The organism is Actinocorallia sp. A-T 12471, assembly GCF_033875155.1.
Classification (GTDB): Bacteria; Actinomycetota; Actinomycetes; order Streptosporangiales; family Streptosporangiaceae; genus Actinocorallia.
The window spans coordinates 1-16,310 of record NZ_JAWZTE010000003.1; the positions used below are offsets into that span (position 1 = coordinate 1).

Genomic DNA, 16,310 nt, shown 5'->3' on the forward strand with positions numbered 1-16,310 from the left:
CCGGCACCGCCGCAGACCCTCACAACCTCGCGCCGCGGCCTCCAGCACCGCTGCAGGGGCCAACAGCCTTACGCCGCGGGCTCCGGCACCGCGCAGGTGACGGCGGTCTCACCTTGCGGGGCGGGGTGGGGGTTAGGCTAGGCCGCCGGTGGCGCGGAGGTTCTGGGCGGTGAGCCAGCGGGCGTCGGGGGAGGCTAGGAAGGCGACTACGTCGGCGATGTCGGCGGGGGTGCCTAGTCTGCCCAGGGGGGTCATTGACGCGACGGTGCTAAGGGCCTCCTCGGGGTTGACCGAGCGGAGCAGGTCGGTGTCAGTCGCGCCGGGCGAGACCGTGTTGACCGTGATGCCGCGCGCGCCGAGTTCCTGCGCGGCGACCAGCGTCAGCTGCTCGAGCGCGCCCTTGGTCGCGGCGTAGGGTGCGTTGCCCGGCGACGGGCGCACGGTGTTGGCCGTCGAGATGTTGATGACGCGGCCGCCGTCGCGCATGTGCCGCGCGGCATGCCGCATCAGCGTGAAGGCCGTGAACAGGTTGGCCTGCACGGCGACGCGGAAGTCCTCGTCTGTGGTGTCGGCGAGCAGCGCGGGCGGCGTGTGCACCGCCGCGTTGTTGACCAGGATGTCGAGCCCGTCGAGATGGTCGGCCGCCGCGGCGGCGAGCCGCTCGCCGGCGTCCGCCGCCGTCAGGTCGACCTTCACCGCGCGGGCGCTCCCTCCTTCCCGTTCGACGCTGCGGACGACCTCTTCCGCCGCGTCGTCGCGCGCCGCGTAGTTGAACAGGACGGTGGCCCCGTCCCGCGCCAGTCGCTCAACGATCGCCCGCCCGATTCCCCTGGAGCCTCCGGTCACCAGAGCGGTCTTTCCCTTGAGTGCGCTCATGCCCCCATAAGAACACCCCTGGAGTCCACCTCACAACGCTCGCAAACCCCGACCACCCGAATATCGGTCGCGACCGAATAAGCGGACCACCCGCACTCCCCAGCCGCACAACAAACCCATTCAGGCATCCCCTCTTCGCACTCACCACCGATTCACCCATCTCTTTGATCCCCCCTTCCGAAAACCCTCGACATCGCTCCCTCTCCACCGCCGAAATGCCGCGCTGAATTTCCGCTCGGCGGTCCCCGCGCTCACAGCCCCGTCTCCTGCCCTTCCGCGAACCCTGACACGCCGGTCACGGCAGGCCCCGCCCTCGCGGCCCCGTCTCCGTTCTTCCGCGACCCCCGACATGCCGGTCGCGGCGGACCCCGCGCTCGCGGCCGCGTCTCCCGCCCCTTCCGCGACCCCCGACATGCCGGTCGCGGCGGACCCCGCGCTCGCGGCCGCGTCTCCCGCCCCTTCCGCGACCCCCGACATGCCGGTCACGGTGGGCCCCGCGCTCACGGCCCCGCCTCCTGCCCATCCGCGACCCCGAGACGCCGGTCGCGGTGGGCCCGCGCTCGCGGTCGCGTCGGCGGTGGGTGGCGGTGGGCCCCGCGTTTGTGGGCGGGGTGGCGGTGGGCCTCTCGCTTGCGGGCGGGGTGGTGGTGGGGGGTGGGGTCAAGGGATGCCCATGAGGCGGAGGGCGGCGGTGGTGGCGGCCGCGGCGAGGACCACGATGACGAAGGACGCCTTGCGGAAGGCGAGGATCGCGGCGACGGCGACGCCCGCCGGACGCGCCCAGCCGGTGAAGTCCTGGCCGTCGGCGACCGAGGAGGTTACGGCGAGGGCCAGCAGGAGGACCACGGCGGCCGTCACCAGTGGGGCGCGCAGGCGTTCCAGATCCAGGTGGCGGGCTGCCAGAGGGCCAGCGATGCGGAAGGCGTAGGTTCCGGCGGCCAGGACGAGCACGGCAAGTAGCGGCATGACGGTCTCCTCAGGGGGTTCTGGCGCGGCGCGCCTTGAGCAGCAGGAGCGGGGCGACGGCGGCCGGTGCGAGCAGCACCGGCACCCCCGGTGGCAGCAGTGGCGTGGCGGCGAGCGCGACGGCGGTCCCCAGAAGCGCAAGGTTCCTGGTGCCGCGCTCGGTGAGGGCGGGCATCACCAGCGCCAGCAGCACGGCGGGGAACGCCGCGTCGAGCCCGAGCGCGTTGACGTCCTCGAGCACGCTGCCCGCGTACGCGCCGACCAGCACCGCGAGGTTCCACACGACGAACAGGGCGATTCCGCACACCCAGAAGGCCATCCTGCGCTGGCGCGGGTCCTCGTGCCGCAGGGTGAACGCTAGCGACTCGTCGGTGAGCAGGTGTGCGCCGACCAGCCTGCGCCACGGCCTGCCCGTGAAGACGTCGGCGGCGGCGAGGCCGAACGGGAGCAGCCTGGCGTTGAGCACGAGCGCGGTGACGACGGCGGTGACCGCCCCTCCCCCGGCGAGCACGACGCCCAGCGCGGCGAACTGCGCGCCGCCCGCGAAGACGAGCACCGACAGCGCCACCGGCACCCACAGGGGAAGGCCCCCCGCGAGCGCGAGCGCGCCGAAGGAGATGCCGACGAGGGCGTCGGCGACGCAGACCAGGCCGATGTCGCGGAGCGTGCCGCGATCCATCGTTCGCCACAACGAACACATGACCGATAGAATGAACGAAGTCGAGCCGTTCGTCAAATCGAACACTCGGACCGATCTGGCGAACACGCCGGGTCGGCCGCGAGACCAGGTCGGACCAGACGTGCGACCGCATGCGGAACCATGTGCGGGACCAGGCACAAGGCAAGCCAGTGAAGGAGCCGAACGATCAGCGCCCCGGACATCATCACGACCATCGCCTTCTCGCTGCGCCGCGAGCGCGAGCGGGCGGGCCTGTCGCTCACCGAGCTGGCCCGCCGCGCCAGGCTCGCCAAGTCCACGCTCTCCCAACTCGAGTCGGGCACCGGGAACCCGAGCGTGGAGACGCTGTGGGCGCTCAGCCTCGCCCTCGAGGTCCCGTTCAGCAGGCTTGTCGAGCCGCCGCAGCCGTCGGTCCGCGTGATCCGCGCGGGCGAGGGGCCTTACACCCGGTCCGAGGAGGCCCCCTACGAGGTCGCCCTGCTGTCGCCGTGCCCGCCCGGCGCGCGGCGCGACCTCTTCCGGGTCGTGGCCGAGCCCGGCGCGCCCCGGCTGACCACGACGCCGCACCAGGCGGGGGTGCGCGAACACGTCGTCCTGTCCAGCGGACGGGCGCGGGTCGGCCCGCTTGACGCCGCGGTCGAGCTCGCGCCGGGCGACTACGTGGTCTATCCCGGAGACACCAGGCATGTCTTCGAGGCGCTGGAACCCGACACCACGGCGGTGATGATCATCGAGCAGACCTGACGGCCCGGCCCCCAGGTTTCACCCGAGACCCCGACAGGTAGGACATCGACTACAGCAAGTGATCAGTCCGCTTCGCCGGAGTCGCGGGGCCGCCGCAGAGGGGGAACGCCGTGGACGCAGATGTGGTGCGCGGCCTGCTGCGCCCGTTCCTGCTCCTGCTGGTCTACGAGCGGCCGGGGGCGGGTCGCGAACTCGTCGAACGGCTGGCCAGGCTCGGCCTCGTCCACGCCGATTCGAGCGACGCCTACCGCACGCTGCGCGACCTTGAGGCGTCCCGGCTGCTCACCTCGGCCGGGGACATCTCAGACAACCCGGGTGATCCCGACGATCCCGCGGGCCGCCGCTACGAGCTCACGCCCGAGGGCGTCGCCGCCCTTGAGTCGTGGATTCCCCGGCTCGCGGGGATCGGCCAGGTGCTCGAGGGCTGCCTGGCGCGCTGGGCGCAGGCCCCCGGCCCGCGCTCGCTGAGCGGCGGGAGCGCGCGATGACGGCGGTCGAGGCGCTCGCCCGCGACATGCTCGCCGCGCGCGCCGAACCCGGCGCTCTCCTGGCCCGTGACGCGCCGCGCATCGCCCTCGCCTGCCGCGCGATCGCCGAACGGTTCCGGCGCGGCGGCGTCCTGTTCGCGTTCGGCACGGGTCTCGCGGCGGCCGACGCCGCGCACGTCGCCGTCGAGTTCACCCATCCCGTGATCGTGGGCAAGCGCGCGCTGCCCGCCGTCGCGCTCGGCGCGGGAGCGCCCTGCGACGGCCAGGGCGACGGCCCGCACGACGCGCTCGCCGCCCGCCTGCGCCCGTTCGCCGGACCCGACGACATCGCCCTCGGCCTCGCCGCCGACGGGGAGGACCCCGCCGTCCTGCGCTGCCTGGCCACGGCCAGGGAGGCCGGCGCGCTCACCGTCGCGCTCGTCGGCGGTGACGGCTCCTGCGCCGGGGAGGCCGCCGACCACGTCCTGGCCGTCGACTGCGCCGACCCGCTCGTGGTCCGGGAGATCCAGGTGACCGCCTACCACGTCCTGTGGGAGCTGGTGCATGTCTTTCTCGCGGAGGGGTCCCTTGCGGACGCGCTCCCCGAAGGCAGGGAGGTCCCATGAACGAGCGGAACGCGGCCACGCACTGCGATGGAGAGGTCTGTATCACCTGCTCCGACAGCGCGGTGGCCGTACGCGTGCGCGAAATCCGGCCCGGGGGCCTCGCCCTTGTGGACACCGAAGCAGGCCCGGAGGAAGTGAGCGTCGCCCTTGTCGACGCGGCCCCCGGCGACCTCGTCCTCGTCCACGCCAAAGAGGCCATAGCGCTCGTGGAGGAGGAGCCGTGACGGGCGTGCGCGGGATTGAGGCGCTGTACCCGTTCCTGTACGCGACGGGCGAGGACGGGGCCGCCGCGCTGCTCGCCGACGTCGAGACGTCCACGGCACGCAAGGCCGACGAGGCCGCGGCGCTGCGCGGCGGGCTCGCCGACGCGTTCGCCCAAGCGCTCGCTGAGTGCGCGCGGGATCTGGCCGCCTCGTTCGCCGCCGGAGGCAGGCTGTTGGCTTTCGGCAACGGGGGCAGCGCCACCGACGCACGCGCCTTCACGGGTCTGCTCGCCTCGCCCGGCGGACGCGCGCTGCCCGCCCTCGCGCTCGCGCAGGACACCGCGGCGCTCACGGCGCTCGCCAACGACGTCGGCTACGAGGTCGTGTTCTCCCGGCAGGTCGCCGCGCTGGGACGTCCCGGCGACGTCGCCGTCGCGTTCTCGACAAGCGGCGGCTCGCCCAACGTGCTGCGCGGGCTTGACGAGGCGGGCCGGCGCGGGCTCGTCACCGTGGGGTTCGCCGGATACGACGGCGGGGCGATGGCGGCCTCCGGGCTCGTCAGGCATCTGTTCGTGGTGCCGTCGGACTCGGTGCACCGCATCCAGGAGGCGCAGACGACGCTGTACCACGTCCTTGGGGAGCTGACCTCGGCGGCGGTCATGGGCATGGACGAGCCGGACACGCGGTGAGCCGGGAGCGCGTCCGCGTCAGGGTCGAGGGCATCGTGCAGGGCGTGGGTTTCCGGCCTTTCGTCCATGAACTCGCGTCCCGGTATGGAATCGATGGATTCGTCGGGAATGACGCCGACGGGGTCTTCGCCGAAGCCGAAGGCGATCCTTCGACGCTCAAGTCCTTCGTCTCCGACCTCGGCCTCTGCGCGCCGCCCTTGGCCGTCGTGGAGAAGGTCACCTACGAGGCCGCGACGCCGCTCGGGGACCGGGGCTTCCAGATCGTCGCGAGCGTCCCGGGAGACAGCCGGTCGGCTCTGGTCTCCCCCGACACCGCCACCTGCGCGGACTGCCTTCGGGAGATGAGCGACCCGTCGGACAGACGGCATGGTTACGCGTTCACCAACTGCACGAATTGCGGGCCGCGCTACACGATCACCGAGGACGTCCCGTATGACCGGCCGAACACCACGATGCGCGGCTTCGCCTTGTGCGTCGCGTGTGCGAAGGAGTACGCCGACCCCGCTGACCGGCGCTTCCACGCCCAGCCTGTCTGCTGCCCGTCTTGCGGGCCCTCCTTGCGCTTCGTGCTGGCCGACGGCTCACGCGTCGCGGGCGACCCCGTAGAAGCCGCCGTCTCGATGCTGCGTGACGGCGGGATCGTCGCGGTCAAGGGGCTCGGCGGCTACCACCTCGCCGTGCTCGCCCACGACGCGGCGGCCGTGGCGCGGCTGCGGGAGCGCAAGCACCGCGCGGCCAAGCCCTTCGCGGTGCTGGTCGGCGATCTCGACGCGGCCCGCGCGCTCGTCGCGGTCGACGCGGCCGAGGCCGCCGTCCTGACGGGCCCGCGCCGCCCGATCGTGCTGCTGCGCCGTCTTCCGGGGGCCGCGATCGCCGACGAGGTCGCGCCCGGGGCGCGCGAACTCGGCGTGCTGCTCCCCTACACGCCCCTGCACCGGCTGCTTGCCGACCGACTCGCCGCGCCCGCCGTGCTGACCAGCGGCAACGTGTCCGACGAACCCATCGAGCACGACGACGACGGGGCGATGACGCGCCTGTCGAAGATCGCGGACGCGTTCCTCACCCATGACCGGCCGATCCACGCGCGCGCCGACGACTCGGTGGTGCGCGTCTTCCGCGGGGCCGAACTGGTGCTGCGCCGCTCGCGCGGCTACGCCCCCGCTCCGCTGCGGTCGCACCGCGCGTTCCCGCGTCCGGTCCTCGCGTGCGGGCCCGAGTTGAAGGCCACGTTCTGCCTGGCCAGGGGCTCGCGCGCTTTTGTGTCGCCGCACATCGGCGATCTGGAGAACTACGCGACCTTGCGTGCCTACGAGCAGACCGTGGCGCACTATCGGCGGCTGTTCGGGATCGAGCCCGAGGTCGTCGCGCACGATCTGCACCCGGAGTACCTTTCGACCAAGTTCGCGGTGGAACTTGCTGAATCCGAGGGGCTTGAGCTCGTCGCGGTCCAGCACCACCACGCGCACGTCGCCGCGTGCCTGGCCGACAACGGTGAGGACGGCCCGGTGATCGGCGTCGCGTTCGACGGCCTGGGCCAGGGACCCGACGGGACCTTCTGGGGCGGCGAAGTCTTGGTGGCCGATCTAGCGCGCTATCAACGCGTCGCCCATCTGTCGCCGGTGCCGATGCCGGGAGGGGCCGCCGCGATCCGTGAACCGTGGCGGATGGCGGCCGCGCACCTTGACGCCGCTTACGACGGCTCCCCTCCCGACCTTCCCTTGCGGGAGCGTTACGCGGACCGTTGGGACGCCGTCACCGCGCTCTCCCGCTCCGGGCTCGCCTCCCCGCTGACGTCGAGCGCCGGGAGGCTCTTCGACGCGGTCGCCGCACTCACCGGCCTGCGCGGCACGGCCCGCTACGAGGGCGAGGCGGCGATCCTGCTGGAACGCGCCGCCGACCCCGGTGAGCTGGGCCGCTACCCCTTTCCGATCCTCGACGGCGACCCTTTGGTCATGTCCTGTCCCGATCTCGTCCGCGCGGTGGCCGACGACGTCCGCGCCGGAACGCCCCCTCCGCTGGTCTCCGCCCGCTTCCACAACACGCTCGCCTACGCGGTCGTTGACGCGGCCGCGCTCGTGCGCGCGCGTACGGGCATCGCTACCGCTGCCCTGTCCGGCGGCGTCTTCCAGAACGTCCTCCTCCTGGAGAAGACCACCGCCGCCCTGGAGGCCGCCCGCTTCCGCGTCCTCCGCCACACCCGCGTCCCACCCAACGACGGCGGCCTCTCCCTCGGCCAAGCCCACATCGCCACCACCCAAACCACCTGACCCCGCCCGCGACAGCGCCCGGCCCCGTGCCGCGATGTCAGGCTCGCGTCCCCGCGACAGCGCCCGGACCCACGCCGTGACACCAGGCCCGCCTCGCCGCGACAGCGCCCGGACCCGCGCCGCGATGCCAGACCAGCGTCCCCGCGACAGCGTGCGAACCCTCTCCGCCACACCCGCCTCCCACCCAACGACGGCGGCCTCACCCTGGGCCAGGCCCACATCGCCGCCGCCCGAACCACCCGACCGCGCCCGTGACAGCGCGCGGCCCCGTGCCGCGATGACGGACCAGCGTCCCCACGTCAGCGCGCGAACCCGCGCCGCGATACCAAGCCCGCGGCGCCGTGACAACGCGCGAACCTGCGCCACGATGCCGGGGCCGCGGCGCCGTGGCAGCGCGCGGACGCGCGCCGTGATGACGGGGCCGCGTCGGCGTGGTCTTCCGCGCATGTTCTTTGCGTGCGCGACGAAGTGTCTTGTCGTGCTCGGCTTCGCGGCTTGTGGGGACCGCCCGGGGGCCGGCCTTGTGGCGGACTGGGGCGGACGCGAAGTGGTTGTGACGTGTAGGTGCCGTGGGGGGCTGTCTGGCCGGATGTGCTGTCGGGGAGGGCTGGAGGGGGCGTGGGTGGAGGCGTGAGGTGGGCAGGGCGGGGGTGGGGTTGGTGGGGTGGGAGGGAGGGTGCTGGGGGACGGTATGGGTGTGTTGTTAGGGGGGTGTTTGGTTGGTGGGTGGGAGGGTGGTGAGGGTGGTGAGGGTTTTGATGAGGTGGGTGGCGTCGGCGGGGGTGGTGCGCCAGTTGAGGAGGGCGGGGCGGAAGACGGTGTGGCCGCGGTAGCGGGAGGTGCCCGCGTAGACGCGGCCGTCGGCGAGGAGGGCTTCGCCGAGGCGGGCGTTGAGGTCATCGAGGAGGTGTTCGGGGACGTCTGCGGGGCGGTAGCGGAAGCAGACGATGCACAGGCGCACGGGGGCCATCAGCTCGAGGTCGGGGTGCTGCTCGACGAGCGCGCCAAGGTGGGCGGCGACGTCGAGGTGGCGTTCGACCATCGCGCGGTGGCCGGCGCGGCCGTAGGCGGCGAGGGTCGCCCAGACGGGGAGGGCGCGGGCGCGGCGGGAGGACTCGGGGCCGAGGGTGTTGTAGTCGGTCTGGTCGGCGTCGGCCTCGGGCAGGTAGGACACGCCCCACGCGCCGAACGCGCGGGTCTGGAGCGCGGGGTCGCGGACGAAGGAGAAACCGCAGTCATAGGGCACGTTCAGCCATTTGTGCCCGTCTGCGGTGATCGAGTCAGCGCGCTCGACGCCCGCCGCGTAGTGCGCGGTTCGTGGGGAAAGGGCGGCGAACATGCCGAATGCGCCGTCCACGTGCAGCCAGGAGCCGTACCGTTCGGCGAGGTCGGCCATGGCGTCGAGGGGGTCGCTGTCGCCGGTGTGGACCTCGCCGAGGTTGCCGACGATGATCGCGGGCGCGCCGCCCAGCCCGGCGAGGGCCGACTCGAGGGCGACAAGGTCGACGCGGCCCGTGTCGTCGCCGGAGAACGTGCGCAGGGTGTCGCGGCCGTGGCCGAGGATCTGGAGCGCCTTGCGGGTGCTGGGGTGGACGAGGCCGCTGCTGAACACCGGCATCGGCGGCAGCCCCGCGAGGCCCTGTGCGGCGACGTCGACGCCGTGCCGCGCCGCCCACCAGGTGCGGGCGCAGGCGAGGCCGGTCACGTGCGCGAGGGTCGCGCTCGGGGTGATGACGCCGCCGTAGGAGGCGGGGATGCCGAAGAGGTCCTTGAGCCAGCGCAGCGCGATCGTCTCGACCTTCGCCGCGAGCGGCGAGGCGACCCACAGCCCGGCGACCTGGTCGATGAGCGAGGCGGTCCAGTCGCCGGCCATCGCGGCCGGGGTGGAGCCGCCGACGACGAGGTGGAAGAACCGCGGCCCCGACGAGTGCGTGGCGGCCCGCGTCGCGACGTCGAGGAGCCGCTCGACGCTGCCCGCCGCGCCCTCGCCCCGTTCGGGAAGGGGCCCGTCGAGCCTGGCGAGCAGCGCGTCGGCCGAGCCGTCGTGCACCTTGCGGTCGGAAAGCCCGGCGAGATAGGGCCGCGCCGCCGCGAGCACAAGCTCAAGCGGCGCGACCGCGTCGTTCGCCTCGGCAAGGGGATCGTCCATGTTCCCGATTGAAGCAAGCCCGCGCCCGCGCGGCACCCCCGGGCTCAACAGATGCGCGGAAGCGGGTCGCCCACCAGCAGGTCAACGATCCGCGTGCCGCCGAACGCCGTCTTCAGCAGGACGAGGCCCGGCGGGTCCGCGACGACCCGGCCGACCAGCGCGGCCTCCGCGCCCGACGGGTGGGCGCGCAGCGCGGCGAGCGCGGCGTCGGCGCGGTCCCCGGCGACGACGGCGACAAATCGCCCCTCACACGCCACGTAAAGCGGGTCGATCCCCAGCAGCTCGCACGCCCCCGCGACGGGCCCGCGCACCGGCACCGCTGCCTCGTCCACGACGATCGAGACGCCCGCACCCACCGCGATCTCATTGAGCACGGTTGCGACGCCCCCGCGCGTCGCGTCACGCATCATCCGTACGCCGCCCGGTACCGCGTCGAGCAGCCCCGCGATGGGCTCGTGCAGGGGCGCGGTGTCGGATTCGAGGTCGGCGGCCAGGTCGAGTTCACCGCGCGCGAGCATGACGGTGACGCCGTGCTCCCCGATCGGCCCGGACACCAGCACCGCGTCCCCCGGCCGCACCTCGGCGGGCCCGAGCGCGTCCTGACGTTCCAGCACGCCCACCCCGGCCGTGGTGATGTAGCAGCCGTCGCCCTTTCCCCGCTGCACGACCTTGGTGTCCCCCGTAACGACCGCGACTCCAGCGCGCTCGGCGGCGGCGGCCATGGACCCGGCGATCCGCCGCAGGTCGGCGACGGGGAACCCCTCCTCAAGGATGAACGCCGCGGAAAGATGCAGCGGCCTGGCCCCGGACACCGCGAGGTCGTTCACCGTCCCATTGACCGCGAGGTCCCCGATGTCCCCGCCCGGAAAGAAGACGGGCGAGACGACGAACGAGTCGGTCGTCATCACCACCCGGGGCCCGTCGACGCCGACCCCGACGACCGCCCCGTCCCCGAGGGCCTCAAGCGCCGGATTGCGGAACGCCGTGACGAACACATCGTCAATGAGGGTCTGGCTCGCTTTGCCGCCCGCCCCGTGCGCGAGGGTGACGCGCTCCTCACGGACCTTCGGAGCGCGTCTACGGGCACGTTCGATCCGGTCGAGCACCTGCTGTTCGGTGGTCATGCGCGCGTCGCCTCCCGCACCCGCTCCCGGGTGAACCTTCCGTAGTTGTAGTAGGCCGCGCAGGCCCCCTCGGAGGAGACCATGCAGGTCCCGATCGGGGTCTCCGGGGTGCACGCGGTGCCGAACACCTTGCACTCCCACGGCTTGATGACGCCCTTCAGCACCTCGCCGCACTGGCACGCCTTCGGGTCGGCGACGCGCACGCCCGGCATGTCGAAGACCTTCTCCGCGTCATGCGCGGCGTACTCCTCGCGCAGGGCGAGCGCCGAGTGCGAGATGAACCCGAGGCCGCGCCACTCGAAGTGCGGCCGGAGCTCCATCGTCTTACCGATGGCTTCAAGCGCGCGTACGTTGCCGTCCCACGGGACGACGCGGGTGTACTGGTTCTCGACCTCGCAGCGCCCCTCGTCGTACTGCCGCAGCAGCATCGCGACGGACTGGAGCAGGTCGAGCGGTTCAAAACCCGCGCAGACCAGCGGTTTTTGATACTCGCTCGCGATGAACTCATACGGCCGGCACCCGATGACGGTCGAGACGTGGCCAGGCCCGAGGAAGCCGTCGAGGCGCAGGTCGGGCGAGTCGAGAATCGCCTTGATCGCCGGAATGATGGTGACGTGGTTGCAGAAGACGGAGAAGTTGGCGATCCCCTCCGACGCGGCACGCAGCACCGTCACCGCCGTCGACGGGGCGGTCGTCTCGAACCCGATGGCCATGAAGACCACACGCCGGTCCGGGTTCGCGCGGGCGATCTTGAGCGCGTCCAACGGCGAGTACACCATGCGGATGTCCGCGCCCTCGGCCTTGGCGTCGAGGAACGAGCCGGTGCCTCCGGGCACGCGCAGCATGTCGCCGAACGAGGTGAGGATGACGTCCGGCTCGCGCGCTACGGCGATGGCGTCGTCCACCCTGCCCATCGGGATGACGCACACCGGACATCCCGGGCCGTGCACCAGCTCGACGGTCTCGGGCAGATGGTCCTCGAGCCCGTGCTTGTAGATGGTGTGGGTGTGGCCGCCGCAGACCTCCATGAACTTGTAGTGCCTGCCCGGCTCGCACAGCGCGGCTATCCGCGCCGACAGCGCGCGTGCCTTCTCCGCGTCGCGGTACTCGTCCACGAACCTCATGCCCGGCCGCCCTCCCTCAGGTGATGTCCGATGCGGCGAGCGCTTCGAGCTCGTCGGCGTAGGCTTGGCCGAGGCCCTCCAGCAGGGCGAGCGTGGCCGCGGCCTCGGCCTGGTCGATCTTCGACATGGCGAAGCCGACGTGCACGAGCACCCAGTCGCCGGGCGTGACCTCGCCGACGAGGCCGACGCTGATGGGCCGCCGCACTCCGGCGACCTCGACCATCGCGAGGTCGTCCCGGTCCGGCAGTATTTCCACGATCTCTCCGGGGATGCCCAGGCACATCCGCTTTTCCGCCTCTCTCGCCGGTCACATCCGCCTCATGCGGAGGTAGCGCTTCAGGTCGGGTAGTTCCTTCCAAAAGACAAAAAGCCCAAGAAGTCCGATCAGTGCCAGCGCGAAGACCCACGGTCCCCTCACGGTTGTCCCCCTTCGGCGAGGCGCGCGAAGAACGCCTCGATCTCCGGCCTGACCCGGGTCCCCCCGGACAGGCCCTTCCACGACATCCGGACCGCCGCGACGAGCCTGTGGCAGTCGGTGACGGGCACGAGCCAGCGTTCGTCCGCGCCGTTCAACGTGTTGACCAGCAGCGCCTCGACGTGCGGCCGCAGCTCGCCCAGCGGCGGGCACGCGGCGACTGCCCCCGCCCACGCGTCGGGATCGACCGTCCATCCGGCCGCGCCCGCCGGGCTCGGATAGCGCGCTGAGACAGTCCCGTCTGCGGCGACGGTGAAGAACGCGAGCCCGACGGGCGCGCCGAGGTCCTGCGGCCGCACCCCGTCGAGCCTGAGCCTGCGCGACGGGACCGGCCTGAAGTGCCCGGTGCCCTCGCCGAACAGCAGCACGCACGCGCGGCACGCGCACAGCAGGCTCTCGTCCCGGTCATCCAGCACATGGTCGTGCCGCTCGCCCAGCGGAGCCGCGCACAGCCCGCACGCCTCGTCGGACGGGGCCGCGGCGCGTCTCACCAGGCGTTCCAGCGGCCTCATCGCGTGACACCGGGCTTGGTCAGCAGCGCGTCCACCGGGACGAACGCCGGATCGCCGGAGCGCACCTCGACGGTGTCGAGTTCGGGCGCGATGGCCCCGACGGCGTCGCGCACCGCGTCCTCAAGCCGGCGCGTCCCGCCGCACCCCTGCCCGCGCGCGCCGCTCAGCCGCACCCGCGCGACCCCGTCCGCGACGGACTCAAGCCGCGCCTCGCCCCCGCCGAGCACCGGACGCAGCCGCTCAAGGGCCAGCTCGATCCGGCGCGGCAGCGGCTCGGGATGCACCCCGTGCAGCACGAGGAGGTGCCCGACGAGCTCGTCGGCGGCCAGCGCCTCGGCGACGGGCCCATCCACCCGGTCGACCACCCGGGCCAGCGCCTCCCCGTAAACCTGGGTGAGGAGGGCGACGGCGTCAAGCGCGCGGGCGGCGGTCGCGCCCGGCATGCTCTCCAGCGCGCCGAGCTCGGCCTCGATCCTGCCGATCCGCTCGCCGACGGCGGCGTCATCGAGGCGTGGCGCGGGCTCATCCATGGGTGGCCCCGAACATCGGCGAGTGCATCTTCTGCAGCGTCTTGCCCTTGCCGAGGTACATGTGGACGCCGCACGGCAGACAAGGGTCGAAGCTGCGCACGGCGCGCATGATGTCGACGCCGCGGAAGTCGTCCTGTCCGTTCTCCTCGAAGATCGGCATGTCCTGGACGGCGTCCTCGTACGGGCCAGGCGTGCCGTAGCTGTCGCGCGGGCTGCCGTTCCACGGCGTCGGCGGGTACGGGTGGTAGTTGGCGATCTTGCCGTCGCGGACGACGAGGTGGTGGGACAGGACCCCGCGCACCGCCTCGTGGAACCCGCAGCCGATCGCGTCGTCGGGCACCTCGAACGGCTCGAACACCTTGGTCTCGCCCGCGCCGACCAGCTTCATCGCCTCTTCCACGAAGTACAGCGCCATCGCGGCGGAGTAGGCGACGAAGTAGGTGCGGGCCCGGTTGCGCTCGATCGCGTTCGACCAGCGCGGGATGCGCCACTCAAGGGTCGTCTCGGGCAGTTCGGGGCCGCGCGGCAGGTTGATCTGGACGCCGTCGCCGGTGGCCCGCACGTACGGCGTGTCGACCATGTTGGCCAGGGCCGTGGTGTACAGCCTGGCGAACGCGCCGCCGCCGGTGTCGAGCGCGAGGTGCTGCCCGCTCGCCTTGTCGAACCAGCGCGGGCTCATCACCCAGCTGTACTTGTCCTCGAAGTCGCGTTTCTGCGGTGCGGGCATCGTCGTCTGGTTCCACGGGTGCCGCATGTCGACGGGGTTGCCGAGCGGGTCGCGGTCCACGAACTTCTCCGAGTTCGTCCAGTCGTCGTAATACGAGCTGCCCAGCAGGATGCGAATGCCGAGGTTGATGTCCACGAGGTTGGTCGTGAGCAACTGCCCGTCTACGACGACGCCCGGCGTGACGTACATGGCCTTGCCCCAGGCGTCCATGTTCTCGTAGCGGTAGTCCACGATGTTCGGGTCCTGGAAGGAGCCCCAGCAGCCCAGCATGACGCGGCGGCGGCCGACCTCCTCGTAGCCCGGCAGCGCCTCGTAGAAGAAGTCGAAGACGTCGTCGTTCATCGCGACGGACCGCTTGAAGAAGTCGACGCAGTGCATCAGCCGCGTCAGGTAGTCGGTGAAGACGTTCGGGTCGGGCACCGTGCCGACGCCGCCCGGATAGACCGTCGACGGGTGGACGTGCCTGCCCTCCATCAGGCAGAACATCTCACGCGTCACGCGGGAGATCTTCAGCGACTCCTTGTAGACCTCGCCCTCGAACGGGTTGAAGGCGGCCATGATGTCGGCGATGGTACGGAACCCGTGGATGTCGGCGTTGGGCGCCGGCGTGTCACGTGCCCTGCGCAGCACGCTCGGGTTGGTGTCCTTGACCATCGCCTCGCAGTAGTCCACGAAGACGAGGTTGTCCTGGAAGATCGTGTGGTCGAACATGTACTCGGCGGCCTCGCCGAGGTTGATGATCCACTCCGCGAGCGGCGGGTTCTTGATCCCGTAGGCCATGTTCTGCGCGTACACCGAGCACGTCGTGTGGTTGTCGCCGCAGATCCCGCAGATCCGGCTCGTGATGAATCCGGCGTCGCGCGGGTCCTTGCCCTTCATGAAGACCGAGTAGCCCCGGAACATCGACGACGTCGCGTGGCACTCGGCGACCTTCCGGTTCGCGAAGTCGATCTTGGTGTAGACGCCGAGGTTGCCCACGATGCGGGTGATCGGGTCCCAGGACATCTCCACAAGCTGGCTGGGCTTGGTCTTCCCGGACGTTCTCGGATCGGTGATGGCCATCGGTGCTTCTCCCCCTGCCTCGCGGACGGCGCGCCTCAGCGCCGCCGGGCCTTGTAGCCCGTGGTGATCTTGTCCCGGTTGTGCCGCCACTTCGGCTCGCGGTTCGCGGTGTGCATGGTGATGCCGCGCATGCGCCGCACGAACGCCCCGTAGGGCTTGATCATCGCCGATGACAGGGCAGCGCCCGGAGGCATGTCCATGAAGGGCATGAACTTGTCCGGGAAGCCCGGCATGGTGCAGGCGATGCAGATGCCGCCGACGTTCGGGCAGCCGCCGATCCCGCCCATCCAGCCGCGCTTGGGCACGTTGCAGTTGACGACGGGACCCCAGCATCCGGCCTTCACCAGGCACTTCTGCGAGTTGTAGTCGTGCGCGAAGTCGCCCTGTTCGTACCCGGCCGCCCTGTCGCACCCGTCGTGGACGGTCTTCTCGAACAGCCACGTCGGACGGCCCAGGTCGTCAAGCGGGGGCGCGGGCGAGGTGCCGGCCGCGTAGTACAGCAGCCAGGTCAGCGCCTCCATGAAGTTGTCCGGCTGGACCGGGCAGCCCGGGATGTTCACGATCGGCAGCCCGCCCGCCGAGCGGAAGTCCGCGCCGAGGTAGTCGGCGAGGCCCATCGAGCCGGTCGGGTTGCCCTCCATCGCGTGGATGCCGCCGAACGCCGCGCACGTCCCCGCCGTGACGACGGCGAACGCGCGCGGCGCGAGCGCGTCGATCCAGCGGTCGAGGGTGAGCGGCTCGCCGGTGATGAGGTCGTTGCCGAACGACGTCCAGTAGCCGTCGCCGTTGATCTTCTCGTTGGGCACCGAGCCCTCGAGGACGAAGACGAACGGCGCGTCGAGCTCGCCGGTCGCGGCGGCACGGAACGGGCCGAGGAACTCCTCACCGCCGAGCGTCGCCGACAGCACCTTGTTGTGCAGGTGCACCTTCGGCAGCCCAGGGATGAGGCCGCTGACGACGTCCTCGATCGCGGGCTGCGACGCCGCGGTGATCGACACCGTGTCGCCGTCGCAGCTCATGCCCTCGGAGATCCAGAGGATGTGGACCTCCTCGACGCCCTTGCGCGTTGTCGTGGTGCTCATCGCACGCC

18 protein-coding genes are annotated in these 16,310 nt (G+C 71.9%); 6 read left to right on the forward strand and 12 right to left on the reverse strand.

The window, feature by feature from the left end:
• Positions 1-132: 132 nt before the first annotated feature.
• The 3 genes from R9X44_RS09165 to R9X44_RS09175 form a co-directional block, all read right to left on the reverse strand.
• A complete protein-coding gene (locus R9X44_RS09165) occupies positions 133-876 on the reverse strand; it encodes an SDR family oxidoreductase (RefSeq protein WP_319813595.1) in 744 nt (247 codons plus the stop codon).
• 660 nt (positions 877-1,536) lie between these two features.
• A complete protein-coding gene (locus tag R9X44_RS09170; RefSeq protein WP_319813596.1) occupies positions 1,537-1,842 on the reverse strand; it encodes an AzlD domain-containing protein in 306 nt (101 codons plus the stop codon).
• 10 nt (positions 1,843-1,852) lie between these two features.
• On the reverse strand, positions 1,853-2,521 hold the full coding sequence (locus R9X44_RS09175) for an AzlC family ABC transporter permease (protein WP_319813597.1): 669 nt from the start codon (positions 2,519-2,521) through the stop codon (positions 1,853-1,855).
• Between the two features lie 225 nt (positions 2,522-2,746).
• On the opposite strand from R9X44_RS09175, the gene R9X44_RS09180 reads away from it, so the two are divergent.
• From R9X44_RS09180 to hypF, 6 genes are all read left to right on the forward strand, one after another.
• Positions 2,747-3,265 (forward strand): XRE family transcriptional regulator, encoded by a 519-nt coding sequence (locus R9X44_RS09180; protein ID WP_319814216.1) that lies wholly within the window; start codon positions 2,747-2,749, stop codon positions 3,263-3,265.
• A gap of 110 nt (positions 3,266-3,375) precedes the next feature.
• Entirely contained in the window at positions 3,376-3,753 is a 378-nt protein-coding gene (locus R9X44_RS09185) for a helix-turn-helix transcriptional regulator (protein ID WP_319813598.1), read from the forward strand.
• On the forward strand, positions 3,750-4,358 hold the full coding sequence (locus tag R9X44_RS09190) for an SIS domain-containing protein (protein ID WP_319813599.1): 609 nt from the start codon (positions 3,750-3,752) through the stop codon (positions 4,356-4,358). Before R9X44_RS09185 ends, R9X44_RS09190 begins: the two co-directional genes overlap by 4 nt.
• Positions 4,355-4,582, forward strand: a complete 228-nt coding sequence (locus R9X44_RS09195) for a HypC/HybG/HupF family hydrogenase formation chaperone (protein WP_319813600.1) — start codon at positions 4,355-4,357, stop codon at positions 4,580-4,582. Before R9X44_RS09190 ends, R9X44_RS09195 begins: the two co-directional genes overlap by 4 nt.
• A 5-nt stretch (positions 4,583-4,587) precedes the next feature.
• Positions 4,588-5,250 (forward strand): SIS domain-containing protein, encoded by a 663-nt coding sequence (locus R9X44_RS09200; protein WP_319813601.1) that lies wholly within the window; start codon positions 4,588-4,590, stop codon positions 5,248-5,250.
• Positions 5,247-7,517, forward strand: a complete 2,271-nt coding sequence (gene hypF / locus R9X44_RS09205) for a carbamoyltransferase HypF (protein ID WP_319813602.1) — start codon at positions 5,247-5,249, stop codon at positions 7,515-7,517. The genes R9X44_RS09200 and hypF overlap by 4 nt, the downstream gene beginning before the upstream one ends.
• Before the next feature lie 703 nt (positions 7,518-8,220).
• Here the strand turns inward: hypF and R9X44_RS09210 are convergent.
• From R9X44_RS09210 to R9X44_RS09245, 9 genes are read right to left on the reverse strand one after another with little or no spacing between them, the layout of a single operon-like run.
• The gene (locus tag R9X44_RS09210; protein ID WP_319813603.1) at positions 8,221-9,666 is read right to left on the reverse strand and encodes a pyridoxal phosphate-dependent decarboxylase family protein; all 1,446 of its coding nucleotides are present in this window, start codon (positions 9,664-9,666) and stop codon (positions 8,221-8,223) included.
• Positions 9,667-9,710: 44 nt separating this feature from the next.
• Positions 9,711-10,790, reverse strand: a complete 1,080-nt coding sequence (hypE, locus tag R9X44_RS09215; RefSeq protein ID WP_319813604.1) for a hydrogenase expression/formation protein HypE — start codon at positions 10,788-10,790, stop codon at positions 9,711-9,713.
• On the reverse strand, positions 10,787-11,914 hold the full coding sequence (gene hypD, locus R9X44_RS09220; RefSeq protein ID WP_319813605.1) for a hydrogenase formation protein HypD: 1,128 nt from the start codon (positions 11,912-11,914) through the stop codon (positions 10,787-10,789). The genes hypE and hypD overlap by 4 nt, the downstream gene beginning before the upstream one ends.
• 16 nt (positions 11,915-11,930) lie before the next feature.
• Positions 11,931-12,197, reverse strand: coding sequence for a HypC/HybG/HupF family hydrogenase formation chaperone (locus R9X44_RS09225; protein ID WP_319813606.1), 267 nt, complete (start codon positions 12,195-12,197; stop codon positions 11,931-11,933).
• 24 nt (positions 12,198-12,221) lie between these two features.
• Positions 12,222-12,413 (reverse strand): DUF6893 family small protein, encoded by a 192-nt coding sequence (locus R9X44_RS35720; protein WP_413774926.1) that lies wholly within the window; start codon positions 12,411-12,413, stop codon positions 12,222-12,224.
• Complete coding sequence (locus tag R9X44_RS09230; RefSeq protein ID WP_319813607.1) at positions 12,329-12,880, reverse strand: DUF5947 family protein; 552 nt, start codon at positions 12,878-12,880, stop codon at positions 12,329-12,331. The genes R9X44_RS35720 and R9X44_RS09230 overlap by 85 nt, the downstream gene beginning before the upstream one ends.
• A gap of 17 nt (positions 12,881-12,897) precedes the next feature.
• Positions 12,898-13,431 (reverse strand): NifU family protein, encoded by a 534-nt coding sequence (locus R9X44_RS09235; protein ID WP_319813608.1) that lies wholly within the window; start codon positions 13,429-13,431, stop codon positions 12,898-12,900.
• A complete protein-coding gene (locus R9X44_RS09240; RefSeq protein ID WP_319813609.1) occupies positions 13,424-15,220 on the reverse strand; it encodes a nickel-dependent hydrogenase large subunit in 1,797 nt (598 codons plus the stop codon). Before R9X44_RS09240 ends, R9X44_RS09235 begins: the two co-directional genes overlap by 8 nt.
• A 35-nt stretch (positions 15,221-15,255) precedes the next feature.
• Complete coding sequence (locus R9X44_RS09245) at positions 15,256-16,302, reverse strand: hydrogenase expression protein HypE (RefSeq protein ID WP_319813610.1); 1,047 nt, start codon at positions 16,300-16,302, stop codon at positions 15,256-15,258.
• Positions 16,303-16,310 lie beyond the last annotated feature (8 nt).